This is a genomic window from Maribacter sp. ACAM166 (assembly GCF_005771495.1).
In the GTDB taxonomy this organism is placed as follows: domain Bacteria; phylum Bacteroidota; class Bacteroidia; order Flavobacteriales; family Flavobacteriaceae; genus Maribacter.
The window spans coordinates 1-22,343 of the sequence record NZ_VAUW01000001.1 but is presented as its reverse complement, the minus strand read 5'-3'; the positions used below and the strand labels follow the sequence as shown (position 1 = coordinate 22,343).

Annotated in this window: 25 protein-coding genes and 1 pseudogene; 8 read left to right on the top strand and 18 right to left on the bottom strand. The window is 34.7% G+C overall.

All coding sequences use genetic code 11. The features are described from left to right. Positions 1-572 precede the first annotated feature (572 nt). Both aat and ES765_RS00120 read right to left on the bottom strand, forming a co-directional pair. On the bottom strand, positions 573-1,226 hold the full coding sequence (gene aat / locus ES765_RS00125) for a leucyl/phenylalanyl-tRNA--protein transferase (protein ID WP_249356153.1): 654 nt from the start codon (positions 1,224-1,226) through the stop codon (positions 573-575). A 118-nt stretch (positions 1,227-1,344) separates the two neighbouring features. Beyond that, positions 1,345-1,719: a DUF3127 domain-containing protein gene (locus ES765_RS00120; protein WP_138110497.1), complete on the bottom strand. Its 375-nt coding sequence runs from the start codon at positions 1,717-1,719 to the stop codon at positions 1,345-1,347. Between the two features lie 126 nt (positions 1,720-1,845). Between ES765_RS00120 and ES765_RS00115 the strand changes: the two genes are divergently transcribed. Both ES765_RS00115 and ES765_RS00110 read left to right on the top strand, forming a co-directional pair. Next, entirely contained in the window at positions 1,846-2,994 is a 1,149-nt protein-coding gene (locus tag ES765_RS00115; protein ID WP_138110496.1) for a sensor histidine kinase, read from the top strand. A gap of 3 nt (positions 2,995-2,997) precedes the next feature. Beyond that, the gene (locus ES765_RS00110; protein ID WP_138110495.1) at positions 2,998-3,354 is read left to right on the top strand and encodes a hypothetical protein; all 357 of its coding nucleotides are present in this window, start codon (positions 2,998-3,000) and stop codon (positions 3,352-3,354) included. On the opposite strand, the gene ES765_RS00105 is transcribed toward ES765_RS00110, so the two are convergent. Both ES765_RS00105 and greA read right to left on the bottom strand, forming a co-directional pair. Then, positions 3,341-3,733 carry an HIT family protein gene (locus ES765_RS00105; protein WP_138110494.1) on the bottom strand — a complete coding sequence of 131 codons (393 nt, stop codon included), beginning with the start codon at positions 3,731-3,733 and terminating at the stop codon, positions 3,341-3,343. The genes ES765_RS00110 and ES765_RS00105 overlap by 14 nt on opposite strands. 75 nt (positions 3,734-3,808) lie before the next feature. After that, a complete protein-coding gene (greA, locus tag ES765_RS00100; RefSeq protein WP_138110493.1) occupies positions 3,809-4,285 on the bottom strand; it encodes a transcription elongation factor GreA in 477 nt (158 codons plus the stop codon). 131 nt (positions 4,286-4,416) lie between these two features. Here greA and ES765_RS00095 point away from each other — a divergent pair, with 131 nt between their 5' ends. Then, positions 4,417-4,854 carry a Rieske (2Fe-2S) protein gene (locus ES765_RS00095; protein ID WP_171017196.1) on the top strand — a complete coding sequence of 146 codons (438 nt, stop codon included), beginning with the start codon at positions 4,417-4,419 and terminating at the stop codon, positions 4,852-4,854. Between the two features lies 1 nt (position 4,855). Here ES765_RS00095 and ES765_RS00090 read toward each other — a convergent pair whose 3' ends face one another. The 9 genes from ES765_RS00090 to ES765_RS00055 form a co-directional block, all read right to left on the bottom strand. Next, positions 4,856-5,521, bottom strand: coding sequence for a hydrolase (locus ES765_RS00090; RefSeq protein ID WP_138110492.1), 666 nt, complete (start codon positions 5,519-5,521; stop codon positions 4,856-4,858). A 226-nt stretch (positions 5,522-5,747) separates the two neighbouring features. Beyond that, positions 5,748-7,910, bottom strand: a complete 2,163-nt coding sequence (locus ES765_RS00085) for a TonB-dependent receptor (RefSeq protein ID WP_138110491.1) — start codon at positions 7,908-7,910, stop codon at positions 5,748-5,750. Positions 7,911-7,984: 74 nt separating this feature from the next. Then, a complete protein-coding gene (locus ES765_RS21595; RefSeq protein ID WP_171017195.1) occupies positions 7,985-8,143 on the bottom strand; it encodes a hypothetical protein in 159 nt (52 codons plus the stop codon). A gap of 270 nt (positions 8,144-8,413) precedes the next feature. Next, the gene (locus ES765_RS00080) at positions 8,414-8,719 is read right to left on the bottom strand and encodes a hypothetical protein (protein WP_138110490.1); all 306 of its coding nucleotides are present in this window, start codon (positions 8,717-8,719) and stop codon (positions 8,414-8,416) included. A 613-nt stretch (positions 8,720-9,332) separates the two neighbouring features. After that, positions 9,333-10,871, bottom strand: a complete 1,539-nt coding sequence (locus tag ES765_RS00075) for a DUF4301 family protein (protein WP_138110489.1) — start codon at positions 10,869-10,871, stop codon at positions 9,333-9,335. Then, positions 10,868-11,431 carry an AAA family ATPase gene (locus ES765_RS00070; protein WP_138110488.1) on the bottom strand — a complete coding sequence of 188 codons (564 nt, stop codon included), beginning with the start codon at positions 11,429-11,431 and terminating at the stop codon, positions 10,868-10,870. The genes ES765_RS00075 and ES765_RS00070 overlap by 4 nt, the downstream gene beginning before the upstream one ends. After that, positions 11,392-12,024 (bottom strand): nicotinamide riboside transporter PnuC, encoded by a 633-nt coding sequence (gene pnuC / locus ES765_RS00065; protein ID WP_138110487.1) that lies wholly within the window; start codon positions 12,022-12,024, stop codon positions 11,392-11,394. The genes ES765_RS00070 and pnuC overlap by 40 nt, the downstream gene beginning before the upstream one ends. Then, on the bottom strand, positions 12,008-12,268 hold the full coding sequence (locus ES765_RS00060; protein ID WP_138110486.1) for a thiamine-binding protein: 261 nt from the start codon (positions 12,266-12,268) through the stop codon (positions 12,008-12,010). Before ES765_RS00060 ends, pnuC begins: the two co-directional genes overlap by 17 nt. A gap of 28 nt (positions 12,269-12,296) precedes the next feature. Then, positions 12,297-12,935: a 4'-phosphopantetheinyl transferase family protein gene (locus ES765_RS00055; protein WP_138110485.1), complete on the bottom strand. Its 639-nt coding sequence runs from the start codon at positions 12,933-12,935 to the stop codon at positions 12,297-12,299. An 82-nt stretch (positions 12,936-13,017) separates the two neighbouring features. Between ES765_RS00055 and ahcY the strand changes: the two genes are divergently transcribed. Beyond that, positions 13,018-14,334: an adenosylhomocysteinase gene (ahcY, locus tag ES765_RS00050; RefSeq protein WP_138110484.1), complete on the top strand. Its 1,317-nt coding sequence runs from the start codon at positions 13,018-13,020 to the stop codon at positions 14,332-14,334. 67 nt (positions 14,335-14,401) lie between these two features. On the opposite strand, the gene ES765_RS00045 is transcribed toward ahcY, so the two are convergent. Next, positions 14,402-14,986, bottom strand: coding sequence for a DUF3332 domain-containing protein (locus tag ES765_RS00045; RefSeq protein ID WP_138110483.1), 585 nt, complete (start codon positions 14,984-14,986; stop codon positions 14,402-14,404). A gap of 736 nt (positions 14,987-15,722) precedes the next feature. Here ES765_RS00045 and ES765_RS00040 point away from each other — a divergent pair. Next, positions 15,723-16,244 (top strand): 5' nucleotidase, NT5C type, encoded by a 522-nt coding sequence (locus tag ES765_RS00040; RefSeq protein ID WP_138110482.1) that lies wholly within the window; start codon positions 15,723-15,725, stop codon positions 16,242-16,244. A 103-nt stretch (positions 16,245-16,347) separates the two neighbouring features. Here the strand turns inward: ES765_RS00040 and rpmA are convergent, their stop codons facing one another. The 3 genes from rpmA to ES765_RS00025 all read right to left on the bottom strand — a co-directional run bounded on the left by rpmA (position 16,348) and on the right by ES765_RS00025 (position 17,850). Beyond that, entirely contained in the window at positions 16,348-16,608 is a 261-nt protein-coding gene (gene rpmA, locus ES765_RS00035) for a 50S ribosomal protein L27 (protein WP_138110481.1), read from the bottom strand. Between the two features lie 36 nt (positions 16,609-16,644). Next, on the bottom strand, positions 16,645-17,307 hold the full coding sequence (rplU, locus tag ES765_RS00030; protein WP_138110480.1) for a 50S ribosomal protein L21: 663 nt from the start codon (positions 17,305-17,307) through the stop codon (positions 16,645-16,647). 87 nt (positions 17,308-17,394) lie between these two features. Further along, positions 17,395-17,850 carry a DUF4199 domain-containing protein gene (locus ES765_RS00025; protein WP_138110479.1) on the bottom strand — a complete coding sequence of 152 codons (456 nt, stop codon included), beginning with the start codon at positions 17,848-17,850 and terminating at the stop codon, positions 17,395-17,397. A gap of 178 nt (positions 17,851-18,028) precedes the next feature. Here ES765_RS00025 and ES765_RS00020 point away from each other — a divergent pair, with 178 nt between their 5' ends. Further along, complete coding sequence (locus tag ES765_RS00020; RefSeq protein WP_138110478.1) at positions 18,029-19,351, top strand: M16 family metallopeptidase; 1,323 nt, start codon at positions 18,029-18,031, stop codon at positions 19,349-19,351. Between the two features lie 7 nt (positions 19,352-19,358). Next, positions 19,359-21,431: an insulinase family protein gene (locus tag ES765_RS00015; protein WP_138110477.1), complete on the top strand. Its 2,073-nt coding sequence runs from the start codon at positions 19,359-19,361 to the stop codon at positions 21,429-21,431. Between the two features lie 72 nt (positions 21,432-21,503). Here ES765_RS00015 and ES765_RS00010 read toward each other — a convergent pair. Next, positions 21,504-21,815 (bottom strand): annotated as a pseudogene (locus ES765_RS00010) (GIN domain-containing protein); the annotation flags it as partial. A gap of 118 nt (positions 21,816-21,933) precedes the next feature. On the opposite strand from ES765_RS00010, the gene ES765_RS00005 reads away from it, so the two are divergent. Beyond that, positions 21,934-22,343, top strand: a 410-nt coding sequence (locus tag ES765_RS00005) for a transposase (RefSeq protein WP_317131382.1), incomplete at its 3' end; no start/stop codon positions are given.

Below are 22,343 nucleotides of genomic sequence, written 5' to 3'. Positions count from 1 at the left end.
ACCCCAAACTACTGTTAATGATAAGGTTTCGCATTATACACACAAAAGTTTTTCTTTGGTCAAACGCAATTATTTGTGCTAGGACCAAAAGACCCAACTAACGGATAGACAAGTAGAACTTACCCATTTTACTTCATTTAAAATAGACCTGAATAAAAGTTTAGGATTTGGTATTCAATATCTATTTAGAGAAGTCTTTGAAACTTTAAAGGAAAATGAATTGAGATTTATCAAACACTACAATGTAACTTAAAAATATAGAGGAGCCCATTTAGATAGTAGGCTTAGGACTGAACAACGCATCTTACCTCAAATACTGCACACCTGTTTTGTTACCGTTTTGCCATGGATATTTCCCTTAATGGCTCGGTATTAAATATTGGAGAACCCCATATGTAAGCCACAACAGAATCTTTACTTTGTATAAGAGAAAGTACAGCCATCGCATTACCTGGCAAATAGTTTGGTCATTATTGAAGAGTTTTAAATTTCAATTCAGACTTCAGAACCAATTGGAGAATTTTACCCAAAACACGCAAGAGGTTTTCTTCTTTTTAAACAGCTTGGTGATTTCACTTTAAATACTTGATAAATTCTTTTCGGGATATTTCATGTGCCCCTAAACTTGCTAAATGTTCTGTATATAATTGACAATCTATAAGCTTACACCCTTTTTCCTGCAGTTCTTCTGCCAACTTAATAAAGGCGAACTTAGAAGCATTTGATGTTAGGCTGAACATACTTTCTCCACAAAAAATATACCCTAAATCGACCCCGTATAAACCACCAACTAAATTGCTGCCTTCCCAAACCTCATATGATGTGGCGACACCTCTTTTGTGTAATTCAATATATGCATTCTTCATATCTTCCGTAATCCATGTGCCATCTTGCCCTTCTCTTTTTACAGAAGAACAATGCTCCAAAACTTTTTGAAAAGATGTATTCTTTGTTAATCTAAACTGCTCGTTTCGAAGAACCTTTCTCATACTTTTCGAGATTTTTATTTGATCAGGATAGAGTACCATTCTCGGATCTGGACTCCACCATAAAATAAGAGAATCAGTATTAAACCATGGGAATATGCCCTTTTGATACGCTGCCAATAAACGATCAGATGAAAGATCACCGCCAACCGCCAACAGACCCTCTGCATTTGCAGTATCTACTGGAGGGAATACGATGGCATCCGTCAAATAAAATAATCGGTGCTGGGGCCTTGTCACTCTTTATTTTTAAATTAATTAAAAAGTCAAAAAACAAAAAACTTGTTTAACCGCTTAAGTTAAACAAGTTTTTATTTATTAAAAGAGCATTAATCTCTCTTATAATCTTCTAAGCCACTTAAAAAGGAAGATCATCATGATCTTCTTCGTTTAACTTGTCAGCTGGTTCAAAAGCCTCCATTGGTGGTACCGGCGGCATCCCTTCTGGTTGCGATTGAGATACGTTCTCTATACGCCATCCTTGAATAGAATTAAAATATTTTACCTGTCCTTGAGGATTAGTCCATTCCCTACCCCTTAAGTTAATGCTGACTTTTACATCTTGTCCTACACCATAGCTATTCAATAGATCACACTTATCCTGAACAAACTCAACCATAATATGTTGTGGATATTGTTCATCTGTAGTCACTACCAATTCTCTTTTTCTAAACCCATTAGAACCAAAGGTTTGGGCTTCTCCAATCAATTTAACTTTTCCTTCTATTTCCATGTTGAACTCTTTTTACAATAAAGGTCAAAAATACATAAAATGATGCGGTTATAAAACTAGCTAGATAGATAACCACACAACAATTATTTACATTTGGGGTTATCCTTAATATTAGAAAGCAATTGGATGAACTTTATTCCTAAAAACAAGATTTCCAACATTTTTCTATTGATAGGCTCCTTTGCTGTAGTGAGTCTCATCTTATGGAACACGAATAGTTTTTTTAAACAGTTTAAGGAAGAAGAACGCTTAAAAATGGAAATTTGGGCTACGGCGCAATCAGAGTTTTTACAATCTTCTGAAACTGTAGATTTGGGAAGCCTGCATTTAAAAGTCTTTCAAAACAACACCTCTACCCCTATGATTCTTATTAATAAGGACAAGTCTATTAGGGTCAATAATTTCCCTCCCACCAAAGTAGATGACTCTCTTTTTATACAAAAACAATTAAACCAATTCAAAAATGAGAACACCCCTATATCTATAGATCAACAAGGAGAACATTTGGCAACACTTTATTATGGTAATTCTGATGTATTGAACAAATTAAAGTTTTATCCCATTGCTTTACTGCTCATTATTTTCCTTTTTGCTGCGGTTATTTACTTCCTCTTCAAAACTACCAAAGCTGCTGAACAAAATAAGCTCTGGGCTGGTATGGCCAAAGAAACAGCCCATCAAATAGGAACACCTTTATCTTCTCTTTTGGGTTGGAATGAATTATTAAAAACTGAATCGATTAACCCGAGTATTACCAAAGAGATTGAAAAAGATATTGATCGACTACTAACGATAACCGAACGGTTTTCTAAAATAGGATCTTTACCTAAATTAGTAGAAAGTGACATTGTCAAAGAAACCCAAGATGCTTACGACTATTTAAAAAGGAGAAGCTCTAAACTGATTCATTTTTCGCTGCAAACAAAGGTGGATAAACTGCCGGTACTGTTAAATAGCTCACTATACAATTGGACTATTGAGAATTTAGTTAAAAATGGAATAGATGCTATGCGTGGTAAAGGTAGTATTGCCATTGAAATTGTACCCGACGGTAAATATGTGAACATTTTGATTGCAGATACAGGACATGGTATTCTTAAAAGCAACTATAGTAGTATCTTTACACCGGGTTTCACCTCTAAAAAAAGAGGTTGGGGTCTTGGTCTTTCTTTAGTTAAGCGTATTGTTGAAGAATATCATGATGGTAAAATAAAGGTGCTATCATCTGGCAAAGAAGGTACCATTATGCAAATATCACTAAAAGTGTTACATTGATTTATGGTAAAGGAAAAACTAATTGTTATTAAGGAAGCAAATCTGAACAACAACTGTCCGGAGTGTTTCAACCAAGATTTAAACCTTACCTTTTATCAAAAACACACCTTCGGAAGCCTATTTCACAAAACTACTGGTGATTTGAGCCATAAATTGGTTTGCAATACGTGCCAAACTACTATTTACCCAGTGAGCTGGACAGAAGATTTAGAACGTATGGTCTCATACTATCAAAAAACAGCAGTACCTGCTGAAAAGTCATCTAAACCAACCTTACTTTTTTATGGATTAATGCTGTTCTTATTAGCATTAGTTACTGGTACTATTTATTTGTTTTTATCTGGTGCTATTCAATTTTAGCATTAATCGCCGTTGCTAAATTGTTGAATTCTTCGTCGGTTAGATTTACTTTATGTTGAAAACTTGCGTCTTTCATTTCGTTTAATGGAATTAAATGCACATGTACATGAGGTACCTCTAAACCTATTACGGTTATACCTACACGTTTGCAGTCAACCGTTTTCTCAAGTGCCTTACCGACCTTTCTTGAAAATAGCATTAGACCCATATAAGTTTCCTCATCTAAGTCCAAAATTTTGTTCACTTCCTTTTTTGGAATACAAAGCGTATGCCCTTTAGCGTTGGGGTTAATATCTAAAAATGCCAAAAAATTGGCATCTTCGGCTACCTTAAAGCAAGGTATTTCTCCATTTATAATTTTGGTAAAAATAGTTGACATAATTTCATGTTTATAACATAAATAAAAAATCCTGTCCTTATATAAGGACAGGATTAAATATAGTTATTTTAAAATCTAACCTCTTGTAATCTCAAGAATTTCAAATTTAATAGCGCCACTAGGCACAATGATTTCTGCAGTGTCGCCCACTTTTTTACCCAATAAACCTTTACCAATCGGAGAATTGACCGAGATTTTCCCCGTTTTTAAATCGGCCTCGCTTTCAGCTACCAATTTATAGGTCATCTCCATACTAGTGTTTTTATTTTTTAACCGCACACTTGAGAGTACCAATACCTTAGAAGTATCTAATTGTGATTCGTCAATCAACCGCGCATTGGCAACGGTATTTTCTAATTTTGCAATTTTCATCTCAAGAAGACCCTGCGCCTCTTTTGCAGCGTCATATTCAGCATTTTCGGAAAGATCACCCTTATCTCTTGCTTCAGCAATTGCTTCAGAAGCCTTAGGTCGCTCTATGTCCCTAAAGTGATTAAGTTCTGCTCTGAGTTTTTTTAACCCTTCAGCAGTATAGTATGATACGTTACTCATAACATCTCGATTTACAAATAAACAAATCCTCTGCAATAGCCTTTTAACAAGGCTTTTTAAGAGAGGATTTAACACAAATATACATAATTTTTACGCACATTTGCTCAAGTTCTCCAAAACAAAATTATAGCATGATTCGTAAATTAAGTATCTTATTTTTATTGATAATCACTGCCTGTAGTAATGATGGTACAATTAGAAATCCGTATTTACAGGAGATAAATTTTCGTTTTGACGCCAATTTAAATCTGCCTAGCTATAACCCACTTACCAATACAGGAAGTGCTGTTTTTGTTAAAAGTGATGGTGTTGGTACACGGGGTGTTTTTATTATCAATGCAGGTTTTGATCAATTTAGGGCTTTTGAGGCCAGTTGCCCAAATCATGCTCCCAACGAATGCTCTACCATGAGTTTAAATGGCCAAGTTGCGACTTGTTCTTGCGAAGAGTATGAATACAGCCTTTTCACGGGACAGCTTTTAAACCGACCAGATGATGGAAAAAGGTATTATGACATGTTGGAATACCGTGCTCGTTTTAGTGGAAATACTGTTATCGTATCTAATTAGATTATTCTTCTAATCGGTACTTTTCCATAATCTCTTTAAACAATTCACCCGTACTCGGTGGGGTGTACGAAATTGCATTTGCACCTGCCTCTATTGCGAGCATTATGGTTTCATCTGTTTTACCACCTGTGGCAATAATTGCAACATCTGAATCTAAATCTCTTATTTTCTTTATAATATCAGCTGTATTTCCTGCCCCTGAAACATTAAAAATATCAACACCTGCCTGTAATCTGCCCTTAATATCATCTTTTTGAGAAACTACGGTAATCGTTACCGGTATGTCTATCTTTTCTTTCAAAAGTCTAATTAGACTATTCGGAGTAGGCTTATTCAATACAACACCCAACGCACCTTGAAACTCTGCATGAATTGCCAATTCTAAAGATCGTAGCCCTGTAGTTATTCCACCTCCTATTCCGCAGAAAATAGGCTTATCTGCAGCTAATATCAATGCATTTGAAATTACTGGTTGCGGGGTAAAAGGATAAACTGCAATGATTGCATTCGCATTGGTATTTCTAAGTATAGCAACATCTGTACTGAAAATGAAGGATTTAATAGATTGACCAAACACCCGTATACCAGAACATTCGGATATCACTTCTGGAACCGTCACAATATTATTTCTTAACCTACTGCCGAAAACTGGAATGGTACGATTCATAACCCAAGAATTTAAAGCCCTAAATTAGAATATTCTTTTTTACGTAAAAGTTAAACATGCCTTAATATTACCCCTTACTTTTTACAAAAAAAATATCATATGTACACTGGTATAACTTCATAGTCAACTCTTAAGTTAACCCCAGAACAAAGTACTAATGATGAGCAGAACCATAAAAGCTCCTGTTTTATGGTTCTGCTCAATTCACTTATTAAGCTTCTTTGTATTAAAAATTAACAGTAGCCCCTAGTAAGAAATTTGTTCCTGCCTGCGGATAATACCCTTGAACTTCAAAAGAACTTCCTGGTGTAGAAAAATCATCTAAATACGTATATCCGTTAGATACATATTTCTCATTTAGAATGTTATTAACCAATCCTGAAAATACTATAGATTTTAAAATTCTATTCATTTTTATCTCATAGGTGATATTGAAATCAGTAGTGAAATAGGCCTCGAGTTTAGATGCTTCTGTATCTGTATTACTTAGATATTGCTCACCTACATACTTTGAAAACAATGACAGGTTTAACGCATGAAATGGTGTATAGCTAAGAATATTACCTGCTATTAAAGATGGTGAAAATGCAATCGTTGTATTACCTAAATCTTGTAATGCGCCATCCCTATTAATAAAATAATCAATATTCCTATTATCGCTTATAGCTACATTCGGGCGAATATTAAACTTATCGTTTAATTTAATGTTAGCATCTATTTCGAGTCCTAATCTATAGCTATCCCCTACATTGGCACGCAAAGGTGCTCCAACATCATTAAGGCCGCCAGTCAACACTAACTGATCCTTGTAGTTCATGTAATATACATTTGTATTCACCTGAACATCGGGCGAAACATACCTCCATCCTAATTCAAAATCATTCAATCGTTCAGGTTTCGGATTTCCACCTTCATAATCATTTCTATTCGGCTCTCTATTCGCTACCGCATATGAAAAATAGAAATTATTGTTGGCATTCAAATCATAAGTAACACCTGCTTTCGGATTGAAAAAATTAAACGTATCATCAACTTTCCCTGTATCCTCTCCATTTGCCTTATACCTAACAGTTCTATATTGAAGGTCACCATATAAAGACCACTGTTCATTCAATTGATAATTCGCTTTCGCATATAAATTAAAATCTATTTTAGTTGAGTTATCATCGTAATAAAGGTCTTGATAATTACTATTACTTGCATACCTAGCCCAGATAATTTCCCCGAAATGATCGCCTTCATACTTATTTAATCCACCACCTATAATTAGACTTAGTTGTTCTTTTTTATAATTAGCAGAAAATACGGCTCCATAAAAGTCATTAGCTAACCAGCGTCGTCTAATAACATCTGTTGTATTTACAACTTCTCCATCCACATTTATTGGCTCAAAACCATAGGTATCAAAATCATCATCTTCTTTATACTGCTCAAAGAAACCTCTACCTCTTGTATAGTGTAATGCTATATTAGTACTCCAATACTCTGAAACCTGTTCGTTCCATAAGAGTTGAGCGTGATCCTGCTTGTAATCATCTACCTCATTATCATAAAACTGGGCATTTCCATTTTCATCAGTATATATTCCTGAAGGATTAAAAGTTCTATCATCTTTTAAGGTTTGGGAGTCTATACCGTACCAGGCTTGATAGGTGATTTCATGGCCACCGAAAAGCAAGGCCTTTATTAAGGTATTGTCGTCTTTATACGCCCCTTGTAAAAAATAAGAATCTAAATCTGACCTAGCTCTATCAACATAACCATCAGAATTAATTTTAGATAGTCTTCCAGAAATTTCTACCTGATTAGATAAAAGTCCGGTGCTAAATTTCAAATTGTTTCTTAATGTATTAAAGCTTCCAAGTGAAGTTGAAATTTGGCCATAGGCATCTTGGGAAAACCCATCTGTCAATACATTTAGACTAGCACCAAAAGCACCAGCACCATTTGTAGAAGTACCCACACCACGTTGCAATTGCAAACTTTCTGTAGAGGAGGCAAAATCTGGCATGTTGACCCAAAACGTTCCTTGTGACTCCGCATCGTTATAAGGTACTCCATTAATTGTCACATTAACTCGAGTTGCATCACTACCCCTTACTCGTATACCAGTATAACCAACACCTGCGCCAGCATCTGAAGTCGTCACAACAGACGGCAAAAAGTTCATCAAAACCGGAATATCTTGACCTAAATTTCTTGATTTAATATCCTCTTTTGTAAGATTAGAAAATGTTACAGGTGATTCTTTTGTGACCCGTATCGCAGAGACAAAAACCTCATCTAGGATTACCTTTTTACCTTGTGTTGAATCTGACTCGCGTTCTTGGGCTTGAATGCCCATAATTAGCGTAAAAAACGCCGTAATTGTGAAAATAGATAGTTTCATTCGTAAATATTATACGAATAAAAGGGGCTATTATTCTAAAGTTTATATTGATTTTAGTTGCCACTAAAACTTATCTAGCACAACAATTGTAACCTAATGGCGACTATCGCCTCCCTTGGCAGCATTACCCGCCCAGGTTCTTTGGGTATAATCTCAGCTTTATACTGAAAAAAATCAGCATTCGGCACCCCTTTGAGATGTTGCAAATGTAATGCAGTAAATTCATCTCTCATAAATAATTTTGTAAAAAAATAATGCTTAATGGCAGCCTCATTGTTAACGATTAGTGTCTACGTAAAAGTTATTCGATTAATTTTTATTCTTCCCAACATATTTTTAAAACTACTGCTATCCTCAAAAATTGAAATTGTAGTAATTAAACTTATAGTGACCATTTGTTTATCAACTTGCTCCACTTATTTAAATACCACTTTTTGTGCCTGGTCACTGTTAAAATAAAAAACCGGTATTTGTAGTTTTTTTAAGAGTACTAGCCCCAAATTTTATTTTTTAGTTATCCAATTACCATGCTGATCTATAAATACGGTTCTTCTTGTTCCGCTTTTAAGAACCATAATCAATTTAAATTCTCCTCTATCATTTTTATAGGCAGCACCTAGCTTTGAAGTAGGATATTGTTTTAATATTTGTTCTACTACAGGAGATGTTAGCTCACTAGATTTTATTTTCACAAATTCATCAGCTATAATAATTTCAGCATTGGTCTCTACTGTTTTTGAGATTGACATTCCTGTTACATTAAACATCACTCCTACAGCCAATAAAATAAGTAATATGTTCTTTTTCATTCTGAAAATTTTAATCGTTAATACTACTTGTATCTTTTCTATTTACGGTGCAAACCTGCATATGGACTATAGGTTAACTAAATATTATAGCTTTTTTGATTCCTAAATTAAAGGGAATATTACATTTCTAACCTAGCTACCTTAGGCATCTGCAAAACGTTCCATTAATGTGCCATCTTCCACTGAAACTTGTAGCTTTTAATCATCCTGCTAATCCACATAGACTTTAATTAATGTCGCTTCTACTAGCCTACCTCTAAAGATTCTATAACTGGGGTGTGGGAACATCAGAAGTTGCTACTTTTTTGTAATCATGTAAAAAATGTCTTCCATAGAACATAATCGCAGTAGCCGCAGTACCTAGTATCAAGCTTCTTATTGCCAGTACTGTCGGGAAAACTAATTTTTTTAATCATTAAGTTTTTTAGATTAAACATTCTTGATACTTCTAACAGAACATTATATCAGAACAATTCAATCAAATAAAAAAACCAATTAACATACTAAATAACAGCGGTTTAAATGTCTTGTATTTTTCTACGATGTGGGTAAAATTGTGTAAACAAAAAAATGTGTAGAAACTACACATTTTTTTATTCTTTTCAACTATTGATTAAACCTGATGTGAATCTTTTAAAAGGTCAATTACACTTTTCACCGGATTGAAGGTCACCAATGGTACTTCTACGAAGATTGTATTCCAAAATGCCATGGCTCCGTTCCAAAGACCTGGAAGCTCCAGTGCCTTTAATTCTTTACCATCTTTTGTTTTACCTGTAATAAACCCTTGTTTGTGATCTACAAACTTGAGCAAGTCATATTTCTCACCTTTATAATTTCGTACTCCACATACCAAATCTACCGGATTAAAATGGGTGGAATTCTTCATAATAACTGCCTGTTGATTGCTATCCATATCTATTTGAGCAGACTCAATAATCTGTAATGAAACTTCGCCTTTGGTATTGGCAACCCAAAACGGACCGCCACCTGGCTCCCCTTCATTTTTCACCATTCCACAAACGCGAATTGGTCTATTGATTTTATTTTTCAAAACTTCTTGCTGCTCCAACGTTGATTTTAAATCGAAGTCGTCACGAAATCTAATATTTAGCCGTTCCTTCAAAAATGATTTTATTTCCAATAGGTCAGCATCTGCCACTTCTCCGTTTTCTAACTGCTCAGCATATTTAAATGCCTTTACCTGTTCTTTCAGAAGTATCCCGGCTAATACCTTTTTGCTGTCAGCTACGGCCTTAGCATCATTCATAACCGCTACGTTATCGATATTTTTTATAAAAATCACATCTGCATCCTGCTCATTTAAGTTTTGAATTAAAGCGCCATGGCCTCCTGGTCTGAATAATACTGTACCATCATCATTTCTAAATGGCTTATTATCCATATCAACTGCCAACGTATCGGTAGATGATTTCTGAAATGAATAGTCTATTTCATATTTCATTCCTGTAGAATCAGAAACTCTAGGTCCAGCCTCTTTAAATTCATTTTTGAACATTTCCTCATGTTGCTCAGAAACGGTAAAATGAATTTTTGCTTTACCATTAGAACCTGCATATAACGAACCTTCTTTAAGATGCTCTTCAAATGGTGTCGCTGCTATATCTTTATAATTGTGAAATGGTAATAATCCCTTAGGATAAAAACCATAATTAAGTGTATTCTCACCAAGTAGCTCTGAAACAAAAAGAAATACCTTTTTACCCTGTGAATCAATGTTTTTAGGTAATCTGTCCATTACTATATCGTAAAATGGTAAACGTTCTAAACCACCGGATAGCACCTTAATATCTTTATCATTCGTCCTTTTTAAATAGGCATCAAGTAATTCCTCTTCTGGTTTATACACCTCCAAAAAATTAAATAAAGCTTTGAACATACGAGAAGCTGCTCCAGAAGCAGGTACAAATTTCAAAATATCTAAATCTTTTAATTTCGAATCATACAATTGAATAAGCTCCTTTTCTTCAGATTCAGAAAATTTAAGTATTCCGTTTCCTATAATCGCTGCGTTTTTTAACTTTACAAAAGGAATACCTTCTCTAAAAGTGCTGACATGGTCCATCACCTTTTCTTTCGTAATACCCTTATCCTTTAATTGCTTTTCGTCGTTCTCTGTAAGTTGTATCATTTATTTAATAACTGATCTATATGGTTAATAGCCTTTTCTAAACGCGTTTTCTTGTCCCCCTTCAAGATAATAAAATTTTTACCGTATTTTTCTAAGGTTCCTTGAAAATAGGAAAACATTTCTTCTCTTTCTCCTGGCTTATCCCTTAAATCATCAGCTTCCCATGGAATATCGATGTACGTTAACAGATAAAGGTCATAACAATTCTGTAATGCATATTTCTCTAGAATCGGGTCACAATCACCTATATAATAAGCTTCAGAATACACCTTGGTTTCTAATAGATCGGTATCGCATATCAGAATTTTAGTTGCTTTTTTAGATAATTCATTCTCTAAGCACATTTGTCCCTCAGCAATAGGGAGCAAATCATCAGGTTCACAGGTTTTACGTTCATTATTCCATTTATCCTGCAAATATTCTCTAGCATATTCAGGTACCCAAACTGTATTATAGTATCTCGCCAGTTGTTCTGAAAGTGTCGTCTTACCAGTTGATTCTGGCCCAAAAAGAACCACTTTTAAGATGTTTGAAGGTTCCTGTCTATATTTTTTTTCCATGCATTATATCCATAAATGGCCAATATTGTAAAAATTAGGTATTGAAAACTAGTAAATGTAAATCCTTTATAAAAATATAGCGGAATTGATATAATATCACCCACTATCCAATATATCCAATTTTCTACTTTTCGTTTGGCCATAAGCCACATACCCACAAAAAATATAGCTGTTGTTATGGTATCAACATATGCTGTCCAGCTATTCCATTTATCAAAAACCTGATAAACTGTAAACACAAAAACAATCGTCCCAAAAAAAATAAATATAGATATTATGTTCTCCTTTTTAGTGACTCTGGTAATTGGTGTAAAATGTTCGGCGTCTATTTTTCTTGTCCAAATATACCACCCATATATACTCATAATAAAATAGTATATATTGATAAGCATATCACCAAGCAAACCCCATTTTAAAAGTAGATATACAAAAATTGAAGTACTAATCAACCCTGTCGGGTACACCCAAATATTATTCTGCTTGGAAAACCAAACAGATAGTAACCCAAAAATCACCGCTACGACTTCAAGTACAATATCTAAAGTTTCATACTCAGCGTATTGCCCAAAGAAATAATCAAAAATGGGGCTCATAGGCGCTTCTATCAGATTTAACGATTTTCATAAACAAAAGCCCCCTATCCATTAGTTCAAAAGCTATTTTGATTTCCTTGTTCAACATTTTCATTACATCCTCATAAGAACCGAAAACTTGGGTACTTAGTGGGTTTTCAATAATAGTTAACCCAGAAGCCCTAATCTTTTTGATGAAGTCTATAATATGTTGTTCAAAATCATCCTGTAATGGTGAAAATGTTAATTCTACTGATATATCCATAGATGCTTGTTTTGGTCTTTATTGATTTTTAACTCTTATCTCTTGTAGCATAAACACATGTAAATTCCTCGAATTCTAGAAAGCGTATATCATAGTTAGATAAATCTCCCATAAAAATTATTTGTGCTGTTGTATTTTTATTATCAAACATGAAATCTTGCACATTTATGTGATGTAAAAAACTTAATCCCCTATGTCCATAAATTTTATAGAGTGATTCTTTTGCCCCCCAAACAATAGTCAGTTTTCTAATAATAGCAGCAGTATTGGCTAACGTTCTATATTCTTCGAAAGGTGTGAACTTGTGTGCTATGCGCAGAATTTTATCCCGCTGCATTTCTATATCAATACCTACTTCCTCAGATTTGCTGATAATTATACCTGTGAAATTATGAGAGTGGGTAATGGAGATAAATTTACCATCACGAAGGTGGGGTTTGCCGTTCAGGTCATAAACTAAATCAGAATCGGTATACCCATATTCGGCCAATAAGTGTCTTATACTTAAAAATGCCCTGCGATGAAGTTCAGATTTCATTCCATCAAATCGCGCTTGACAATGGGGTGTCAATTCTACGTCTTTCCATAACTTATCTTCGGCTTCATCTACCTTCCAAATGGCTAGGGAAGTATCCTCGTTAACTGTTATAGTTTTGTAAACCGCCATGGGATTATTAGGGTTATTCGTACCTTTGCACGAATTAATTTTAGTTTTACACAGATTAACGAAAGTATAAAATATTAAAGATATGAGCACCAAAACTATTCCATATGTGCCTTATAAGGTTAAGGATATTTCCCTTGCTGCCTGGGGAAGAAAAGAAATTGAATTGGCTGAAGCTGAAATGCCAGGTCTAATGGCATTACGTGAAGAGTATAAGGATGAACAGCCTTTAAAAGATGCTCGTATTGCCGGATGCCTTCATATGACCATACAAACAGCTGTGTTAATTGAAACATTAACAACGTTAGGTGCAGAAGTTACTTGGAGCTCTTGTAATATATTCTCAACACAAGATCAAGCAGCTGCAGCAATTGCGACAACAGGCGTACCTGTTTATGCTTGGAAAGGTATGAACGAAGAAGAATTTGATTGGTGTATCGAACAAACGCTATTTTTTGGTGAGGACAGAAAACCATTAAATATGATTTTAGATGATGGTGGTGACCTTACTAACATGGTACTAGACAAATATCCAGAAATGGCAGCTGGAATAAAAGGTCTTTCAGAAGAAACTACAACTGGTGTACACCGTTTATACGAGCGCGTAAAGAAAGGAACACTTCCTATGCCTGCTATCAATGTTAATGATTCTGTAACCAAATCGAAATTTGATAATAAATATGGTTGTCGCGAAAGTGCTGTTGATGCAATTCGAAGAGCTACCGATACCATGCTTGCTGGTAAGCGCGTTGTAGTTGCCGGTTACGGTGATGTGGGCAAAGGAACAGCTGCTTCGTTTAAAGGAGCTGGTTCAATTGTTACTGTTACTGAAATCGACCCAATTTGCGCACTGCAAGCTTGTATGGATGGTTTTGAAGTTAAAAAGTTAGAAACCGTTATTGGTAATGCCGATATTGTGATTACTACTACAGGAAACAAAGATATTATTAGAGCTGAGCACTTCGAGGCGCTTAAGGATAAAGCCATCGTGTGTAATATTGGTCATTTTGATAATGAAATTGATATGGCTTGGTTGAATAAAAACCATGGTCATACCAAGGATGAAATAAAACCACAAGTCGATAAATATACCATTAACGGTAAAGACCTTATCCTTTTGGCAGAAGGTAGATTGGTCAATCTAGGTTGTGCGACTGGCCACCCAAGTTTTGTGATGAGCAACTCATTCACGAACCAAACACTTGCTCAGATTGAGCTTTGGAAGAATAGTGATAATTATGATAATGATGTCTATATGTTGCCAAAGCATTTAGATGAGAAAGTAGCGAAACTACACTTGTCTCGTTTAGGGGCAGAACTCACCGAATTAAAGAAGGAACAAGCCGATTATATCGGAGTTACTGTTGAAGGGCCTTTTAAGCCAGAGTATTACAGGTATTAAATATAGGTTTGTAAAAAAAATGGTCCTGACAAAAAATCAGGACCATTTTTTTTTAAGCTTTTAAGTATCAGTTGTTTTCAGCCAACATACCTTCTAGATAATAGCAATCTGTTTGCTCTTTAATCTGGGCCAATCCTTCTTCTTTAGAACTTAATGGATTAATCTTAATTTCTTTTCCATTTGGTATATAAACAATGTAGAATCCTTCTTCAAAAGATGAAAGTTTTATGATTTCACCATTTGGGCGTACAGCGTTCCATGACTTTTCACTGGGCTTATATATCAAATCAATTTTATTGCCTTTTTTCTGACCTTCCACTACCGTTACCTGCATTCTATTTTTAGTTGCGACCATTTCAAAGGTGTTTCCATCTCTTTCTACCATTTGAGTTTCTTGGTCACCTTCTTCCATTGCTATAGGATTAGACCCACTCCAGAATTCGATAACATTAAAAATAATGGTATCTCCTAAAAAGAAAAGACCATAAACAGGGATAATGTTTAATCCCCAAAAAACAAGGTTATTTACAAATTTACTATCAGATAGTCCTTGGTTCCAATCTTTTAGATTATTAAAAGCACTAAAAGAACCCAAACAGCTAGAAAATAATAAAGTACTAGCCATTGCAACGCAAATGATTGATTTTTTCATGATTAAGATTATTTAAAATTATAGTTTAAAGTAGCTAAAATTATAAAATAAACCTATGCTGTTATACTAATATTATTAACCTTATTCAAGTTACAAACTGATAACTTAAATGTGAACTGACCAAAAATATTAAAGCCTTAGCATATTCAGTAGAATTGGTTCATCCACTGCTATAAAAATATCAATAAAATGAAATAATTGCGATGATAAGTAGTGTCATATTAACATTGTGACACTGAAATTTATATTGTCCTCATTAAGCTAGCCGCTTCCTCTATGTTCTAAACCTTCATACTATCCTCTTATAAACTCATACAACCAGGCGCGTCCCAACCTACGTTCATATAGTAAAACCAGTGATGACTTCATTAAAAACAATCCCAATAACAACACTTATCTTGCATTTCCTTAGTGTACTGAAATTATCATAACCTTCAAGATTAGTTTTATAAATTTTTGCAGAATTTGAAGTTAACGAATAAGAAATAATGTAAGGCAAAATACCTATTCAGCTTAAAATCGATACTATATAAATGAACCAAGTATTGAGCAATTTCTTAGGCTCCATGATAGGTTTGACTTATTTATTAAGGTGTTTGAAAAATGAATTGGAAAGTTCAAAACTTGGTTTTTGATATCGCGATTTTCAAGCCGTGAAATACTATTGATCGCCAAATTTAATAGAATCCCTTTTCTATGTAAAGTGTTTTAGCGTACTTCGTTAAAAATAATTACTATGATACTATTTGTGGATATGGATGAAGTAATTGCTGATACTTATGGCGCCCATATAGCGCTTTATAATATGGAATTCAAAGGTGAACTGACCACGAATTCATGTTCTGGCTCAGAAGTATGGCGAATGGTTCCTGAAGCGCATCAAGATAGTGTTAGAAAACACGCCACTAGACAAGGTTTCTTTAGAAATCTAAAACCCATAGCTGGTAGTCAAGAAGTTTTAGAAAAACTTTCAAGCGTTCACGAGGTCTATATAGCATCTGCAGCCATGCAATTCCCAAATTCATTAGAAGAAAAAAGTGAATGGTTAGATGAACACTTTCCATTTATACCATGGCAAAACCGCATTCTTTGCGGACACAAACACATCTTAAAAGGTGATATTTTAATTGATGATAGAAGCTATAACTTAGAGAGTTTTGAAGGTCGAGGTCTTCAATTTACATCACCACACAATGAAAATACAACTGGTTTTGAGCGCGTAAATTCTTGGTTTGAGATAGGCGAAAAACTATTTTAACGCACATTGCTTATCATCGTCTTTAACCAACATTGCCCAAGTTAAATATAACTAAAAAACCTCTTCATTTCTGAAGAGGTTTTTTAGTTATGCATTATTCAGTTTAAGCTTCGAAAGGCTCAATGGAAACAAATGATTTTCCACCAGCTTTCTTTTTAAACTTAACCATACCATCTATTCGTGCATGTAGCGTATGATCTTTTCCTGCGTAAACGTTTTCACCAGGATTGTGTCTTGTTCCACGCTGTCTAACAATAATGTTACCAGCAATTGCAGCTTGACCACCAAAAATCTTAACTCCTAATCGTTTCGATTCTGACTCTCTTCCGTTTTTCGAACTACCTACACCTTTCTTATGTGCCATTGTCTAAGGTTTTATATATTATACTTAATGGTCAGCTTATTTAGCTACACCACCATCTAATTCATCTTGCCATTTCTGTAACTCGTCCCATTTACCATCTGCAGCTAATTGCGCTTGCTTCGGCCAAGTTTCTGTTACATGATTTCCACGAACGTCAGCAATGATTTCAGAAATCTTAGCTGAATCAGTTTTTGCTAACTCTGCGAAAGATGAAATTCCTGCAGCGATTAATGTTTCGGCTATTTTTGGTCCGATACCTTCAATCTTTTTCAAATCGTCACCTTTTGCTGTAGCTTTTTTCGCTTTTGGCTTAGATGCTACTGAGACTTCAACAGGGGCTGCCTTACCATCTACTTTGTTAGCTTTAGGTTCTGCTTTATTTGCTCCTTTTGAAATAATAGACTCAATTACAATCTCTGTTAGAGATTGACGATGTCCATTTTTCTTTCTGTAACCTTTACGTCTTTTCTTATGAAAAACGATTACTTTGTCACCTCTAAGGTGTTTAACGACTTTAGCCTCTACTGCGGCTCCGTCTATAGCCGGGGCGCCAATAGTAACGTTCGACCCATCAGCCAAAAGAAGTACATTGTCAAAAGTGACTTTTTTACCTTCTTCTACCTGTAAGCGGTGAACGTACACTTTTTGGTCTTTTGCAACTTTAAATTGCTGCCCTGCCATCTCTACAATTGCGTACATATTGTTAAATGTAATAATTAAACCTGATGGATTTTTTCCATAGGCGGGTGCAAATATAATTCTTACTGATGAATTTACAAGCTTTTTTTAAACCTTATTCTTTTTTGGCGTATTTGTGCTTTTAAAAAGCTGCATAAACGTCAAAGTCAAAACTATAGTTGTAGAGAAACCCATTATGGCTACAACAAAGAAAACTATAGCCTCAAAACCTTGATAGGTATTGGCCCATTTGGTGGAAAGTTGCTCTAAAAAACCAGGCTGTAAATCTTCAGAATAAATTGCGAAAAATATGGTAAATATTATAGTAGCAATACCTCCGGTAATTAACCCAGTCTTAAAACCTTCCGTGTAGGTGAATTTATCCCCTTGTTGTAGTTTATGATATTTGATTGCTTCATAAATAGCAAACCCCGTTATAACCCCGTTGAAAATACTGTAAAACACATTAGTATGTAACCCTAAAAGGGATAAAATTAAAAAGTAGGCAATAAGGGATCCACTTGCTGCAATGCCAAATCGTACGGGTAAAGTAAATCTATTCATATTCTTGTCGTTGGTTTGTTTAGCTTATCAAGGTAATCAATAAACAATAGATTATTTAAAATCTATTGTTAAAGAATTTTCGTCATTTAGAGGTTACCCACAAAAAAATATCTTTATTGTAACATTTTCATGAAATTGCACACTGATTTTGTATAACACTTTACTAAACACTTTTTAAATGAAAAAGAATTTACTCTTAGCTACCGCTATACTTTTTTATGGAATTATCGCCTTTGCACAAGAGGTTAATTTTGAAGAGTATACCCTCGAAAATGGCCTTCATGTAATTTTACATCAAGACAAAACAACTCCAATTGTTACGACATCTGTCATGTACCATGTAGGGGGCAAAGACCGAACAGAAGGTAGAACAGGGTTTGCTCATCTATTTGAACATTTATTATTTGAAGGAACCGAAAATATCGAAAAAGGCAAATGGTTTGAAATAGTAGCATCAAATGGCGGTACAAACAACGCAAATACGACGCAAGACCGAACTTATTATTATGAAGTTTTTCCGTCAAATAATTTAAAATTAGGGCTTTGGTTAGAATCTGAACGAATGCTTCACCCTATTATAGAACAAAGCGGTATAGATACCCAAAAAGAAGTAGTCAAGGAAGAAAAGAGATTACGCTATGACAATTCTCCCTATGGTCAGTTTCTTCCTGTTTTAGGAAAAAACCTATTTGACATACATCCATACAAAGATCCCAATATTGGTTACATGAAGGATTTGGATGCAGCAACTCTAGATGACGTTATTGCCTATAATAAAAAATACTATATTCCAAACAACGCAGTACTTGTTGTTGCAGGTGATATCCACCTTGAAAAAACAAAAAAGTTGATTAAGGATTATTTTGGACCCATTCCTAAAGGAAAGGATATTACAAGAAATTACCCAAAAGAAACCCCAATAACCCAACAAAAAAATGCAAAATTCTACGATTCTAATATTCAAATACCTGCCTCTATGATTGCTTATAGAACAGCAGGCTTTAAAGAAAAGGATGCGTATATATTAGATGTAATATCCACCTATTTAAGTGATGGCCCATCTTCAAAACTATACAAAAAAATGGTTGATGACCAGAAACAAGCCTTACAGGTTGGAGCTTTTAATATCTCGCAAGAAGATTATGGAATGTATGTAGTATTTGGTCTGCCTGTTGGTGAAACTACGTTAGATGTTCTTACTATAGAAATGGAGGAAGAAATAGAAAAAGTGAGGACCACTCTAATTTCTGAAAAGGATTATCAAAAATTACAAAACAAATTTGAAAATCAATTTGTTAATTCAAATTCAAACGTTGAAGGCATCGCTAATTCTTTAGCTAAATATTATTTGTTGTATGGCGACACCTCTTTAATTAATAAAGAAATTGACATCTATCGGTCTATTACGAGAGAAGATATTAAAGAAGTAGCACGTAAATACTTGAACCCAAACCAAAGACTCTTACTTGAATATTTACCAGAAGAAAATACGGCAAACTAAAACATTTATGAAAAAGACATATATATTTCTAGCAGCATTTTTTACGATTATTTCCGCACAGGCACAAATAGATCGTACAGTAATGCCAAAAGCAGGTCCGGCACCTGAAATCAATTTAAGCGATCCCGAAAGCTTTAGATTAAACAATGGTTTAAAGGTAATGGTAGTTGAAAACCATAAGTTACCAAGAGTTTCTATTCAACTTTCTATAGACAACCCCCCAATTTTAGAGGGAGAAAAAGCAGGTGTTAGCAGCCTAACCGGAAGTCTTTTAGGAAATGGCTCTAAAAGCATTCCTAAAGATGAATTTAACGAGGAAATCGATTTTCTCGGTACCCGATTAAATTTTGGACCACAAAGTGCGTATGCACAATCATTGTCAAAATATTTTCCTAGGATGATGGAATTAATGGCAGATGCCGCAATTAACCCTAATTTCTCAAAAGAAGAATTTGACAAGGAAAAAAATATATTGATTACCGGACTTAAGTCGGAAGAGAAGGATGTATCAGCAATTTCCGGACGCGTACAACTTGCTTTGGCTTATGGTAAAGACCACCCTTATGGTGAGTTTACTACTGAAACTACTGTAAATAACGTCACCCTTCCGGATGTTGAAGCATTCTACAGGGATTATTTTGTGCCTGCCAACGCCTATTTAATTGTTATTGGTGATGTATCTCTTGAAGAGGTTAAGGTATTGGTAGAAAAGTATTTTACACCTTGGACAAAAGCAGTTCCGCCTAATTTCAGTTACACTAGCCCTAAAAATGTTCCTAATACACAAATAAACTTCGTGGATATGCCCAACGCAGTTCAATCTGAAATAGCGGTACAGAATGTTGTGGAATTAAAAATGAAAGATATAGATTATATTCCTGTTTTAATCGCCAATCAAATTCTTGGTGGCGGTGGAGAAGGCAGGTTGTTTCTTAATTTGCGTGAAGACAAAGGATTCACCTATGGCTCATATTCTTCCGTTAACGAAAATAAATACTCGGCATCAAGGTTTAGGGCCACAGCCTCTGTAAGAAATGCAGTTACGGATAGTTCTGTAGTTGAAATTTTGAAGGAAATAGATCGTATCAACACAGAACCAGTAAGTGAGAAAGAGTTAAAGAATACAAAAGCTAAATATGCTGGTCGTTTTATTATGGCCTTGGAAGATCCGCAAACCGTTGCCCGTTATGCTTTGAATATTGAAACAGAAGATCTTCCTAAAGATTTTTATAAAACTTATTTAGAAAGATTAGACAAGGTCACCATTGAAGATGTCCAGAATGCTGCGCAAAAACATTTTAATTCCTCTAACGCTAGAGTGGTCGTTACGGGCAAGGGAAGTGATGTATTAGAGAACCTTGAAAAAATTACCTATAAAAGCAAAAAATTGCCGATTTTATTCTATTCTAAAACTGCAGAACGAACCGAAACTCCTAATTACAAAGCCTCTATACCTGAAGGTTTAACTGCCGAAGATGTTATTAAAAAACATATTGAAGCCATAGGTGGAAAAGCAAAATTAGAAAGTGTTGATTCATATTCCATGACTGCAGCAGCAGAAATGCAAGGAATGAAATTATACCTTGAAGTAAAAAAAACTGCCAATGATCAATTCATGCAAAACATTAAGATGATGGGGAATTCTATCAGCAAACAAGTGTTGGATGGTAATAAAGGTTACATGATTAATCAAGGGCAACGTAAAGACCTTTCTGATGAAGATATCAATAAGATAAAAGAGGAGTCAGCTCCATTTCCTGAATTAAATTATTTGACCGCTGGCAACATCACATTAGAAGGCACCGAAATGGTCGGGGAAAAGAAGGCTTACAAATTAAAAATAACAGCCAATAAATCCGTTTTTTACGATGCTGAAACTGGCTTGAAGCTACAAGAAGTAACTATTACCGAGATGCAAGGTCAACATATACAAAGCACATTTACATTTGAAGAATACAAAGAGGTATCAGGCATCTTGTTCCCTTTCAAATTAACACAAGCTGTAGGACCACAAAATTTCGAATTTATTGTTTCTGAAATTAAAGTAAATGATGGTGTTTCGGCAGTTGATTTTGAATAAAGCTTACATGTGTATTATAGAAAAACCCGCTAAATAGCGGGTTTTTAACTTTTGTTCTAGAATCTTTTATTACTATCCTATTTTTCTAATTCTCGCTTCGCCAATGATAATACCCTTGTCCACTTCTGGATCTCCCGTATAACTTACATTGGTTTCCCCATAGCAAGTTACTTTCAATCGATCTGAAACATTGACCCTAAAATTACTTTCACCATAAGCAGTTATTTTTGTTTCACCTGCATTCATACCAAGGGTGTTCACTTCACTTTCACCATAAGCTCTAAACACTTGGCGATTTATAGTGCCTTCTGCTATTTCCAAATAGCTGCTTCCATAAATAGCAACCGTAAGCTCATCAATTGAAACAGAATCAAAATAAACCTTTGCCTCACCATATAAACCTGAGTTCGATTAATAATATTTGATTATTATGCAACAAAAAAGATAGATTTTCAGTAAATTAAAGTGTTGAAATTCAATTCATTAATCTAAAAATCTATCTATGGTAATCTACTCTAAAGTTACAGAAATTTTCTGTTTGGTTGATGAGTTCTGCAAAGAATATGCTGAAATAGTCGATAAGGCTCTTATTGGAAACAAAGCAAAACGTCCTTCGATAATGTCCCAAAGTGAAGTAATCACGATAGCGATTATTTTCCAGTTAAGTGGTTTTAGAACTTTTAAACACTTCTATGTTTTCTATGTAAAAAATCATATGAAGAATGATTTCCCTGACACAGTTTCCTATAATAGATTTACAGAACTAATGCAACAGAACTTAATGGCTATGACTTTATTTTTAAAGACCTGCTGTTTGGGTGATTGCTCTGGAATATCTTTTATTGACTCTACTCCGGTGAGGGTCTGCAAGAATAAACGCATACACAATCACAAGGTCTTCAAAGGTATCGC

Excerpts from the sequence above, each read along its gene's own strand:
- ES765_RS00120 (WP_138110497.1), bottom strand. The coding sequence starts at position 1,719 with ATGGAAATAGAAGGAAAAGTTAAATTGATTGGAGAAGCCCAAACCTTT.
- ES765_RS00115 (WP_138110496.1), top strand. The coding sequence starts at position 1,846 with ATGAACTTTATTCCTAAAAACAAGATTTCCAACATTTTTCTATTGATA.
- ES765_RS00110 (WP_138110495.1), top strand. The coding sequence starts at position 2,998 with ATGGTAAAGGAAAAACTAATTGTTATTAAGGAAGCAAATCTGAACAAC.
- ES765_RS00105 (WP_138110494.1), bottom strand. The coding sequence starts at position 3,733 with ATGTCAACTATTTTTACCAAAATTATAAATGGAGAAATACCTTGCTTT.
- greA (WP_138110493.1), bottom strand. The coding sequence starts at position 4,285 with ATGAGTAACGTATCATACTATACTGCTGAAGGGTTAAAAAAACTCAGA.
- ES765_RS00095 (WP_171017196.1), top strand. The coding sequence starts at position 4,417 with ATGATTCGTAAATTAAGTATCTTATTTTTATTGATAATCACTGCCTGT.
- ES765_RS00090 (WP_138110492.1), bottom strand. The coding sequence starts at position 5,521 with ATGAATCGTACCATTCCAGTTTTCGGCAGTAGGTTAAGAAATAATATT.
- ES765_RS00085 (WP_138110491.1), bottom strand. The coding sequence starts at position 7,910 with ATGAAACTATCTATTTTCACAATTACGGCGTTTTTTACGCTAATTATG.
- ES765_RS21595 (WP_171017195.1), bottom strand. The coding sequence starts at position 8,143 with ATGAGAGATGAATTTACTGCATTACATTTGCAACATCTCAAAGGGGTG.
- ES765_RS00080 (WP_138110490.1), bottom strand. The coding sequence starts at position 8,719 with ATGAAAAAGAACATATTACTTATTTTATTGGCTGTAGGAGTGATGTTT.
- ES765_RS00075 (WP_138110489.1), bottom strand. The coding sequence starts at position 10,871 with ATGATACAACTTACAGAGAACGACGAAAAGCAATTAAAGGATAAGGGT.
- ES765_RS00070 (WP_138110488.1), bottom strand. The coding sequence starts at position 11,431 with ATGGAAAAAAAATATAGACAGGAACCTTCAAACATCTTAAAAGTGGTT.
- pnuC (WP_138110487.1), bottom strand. The coding sequence starts at position 12,024 with ATGAGCCCCATTTTTGATTATTTCTTTGGGCAATACGCTGAGTATGAA.
- ES765_RS00060 (WP_138110486.1), bottom strand. The coding sequence starts at position 12,268 with ATGGATATATCAGTAGAATTAACATTTTCACCATTACAGGATGATTTT.
- ES765_RS00055 (WP_138110485.1), bottom strand. The coding sequence starts at position 12,935 with ATGGCGGTTTACAAAACTATAACAGTTAACGAGGATACTTCCCTAGCC.
- ahcY (WP_138110484.1), top strand. The coding sequence starts at position 13,018 with ATGAGCACCAAAACTATTCCATATGTGCCTTATAAGGTTAAGGATATT.
- ES765_RS00045 (WP_138110483.1), bottom strand. The coding sequence starts at position 14,986 with ATGAAAAAATCAATCATTTGCGTTGCAATGGCTAGTACTTTATTATTT.
- ES765_RS00040 (WP_138110482.1), top strand. The coding sequence starts at position 15,723 with ATGATACTATTTGTGGATATGGATGAAGTAATTGCTGATACTTATGGC.
- rpmA (WP_138110481.1), bottom strand. The coding sequence starts at position 16,608 with ATGGCACATAAGAAAGGTGTAGGTAGTTCGAAAAACGGAAGAGAGTCA.
- rplU (WP_138110480.1), bottom strand. The coding sequence starts at position 17,307 with ATGTACGCAATTGTAGAGATGGCAGGGCAGCAATTTAAAGTTGCAAAA.
- ES765_RS00025 (WP_138110479.1), bottom strand. The coding sequence starts at position 17,850 with ATGAATAGATTTACTTTACCCGTACGATTTGGCATTGCAGCAAGTGGA.
- ES765_RS00020 (WP_138110478.1), top strand. The coding sequence starts at position 18,029 with ATGAAAAAGAATTTACTCTTAGCTACCGCTATACTTTTTTATGGAATT.
- ES765_RS00015 (WP_138110477.1), top strand. The coding sequence starts at position 19,359 with ATGAAAAAGACATATATATTTCTAGCAGCATTTTTTACGATTATTTCC.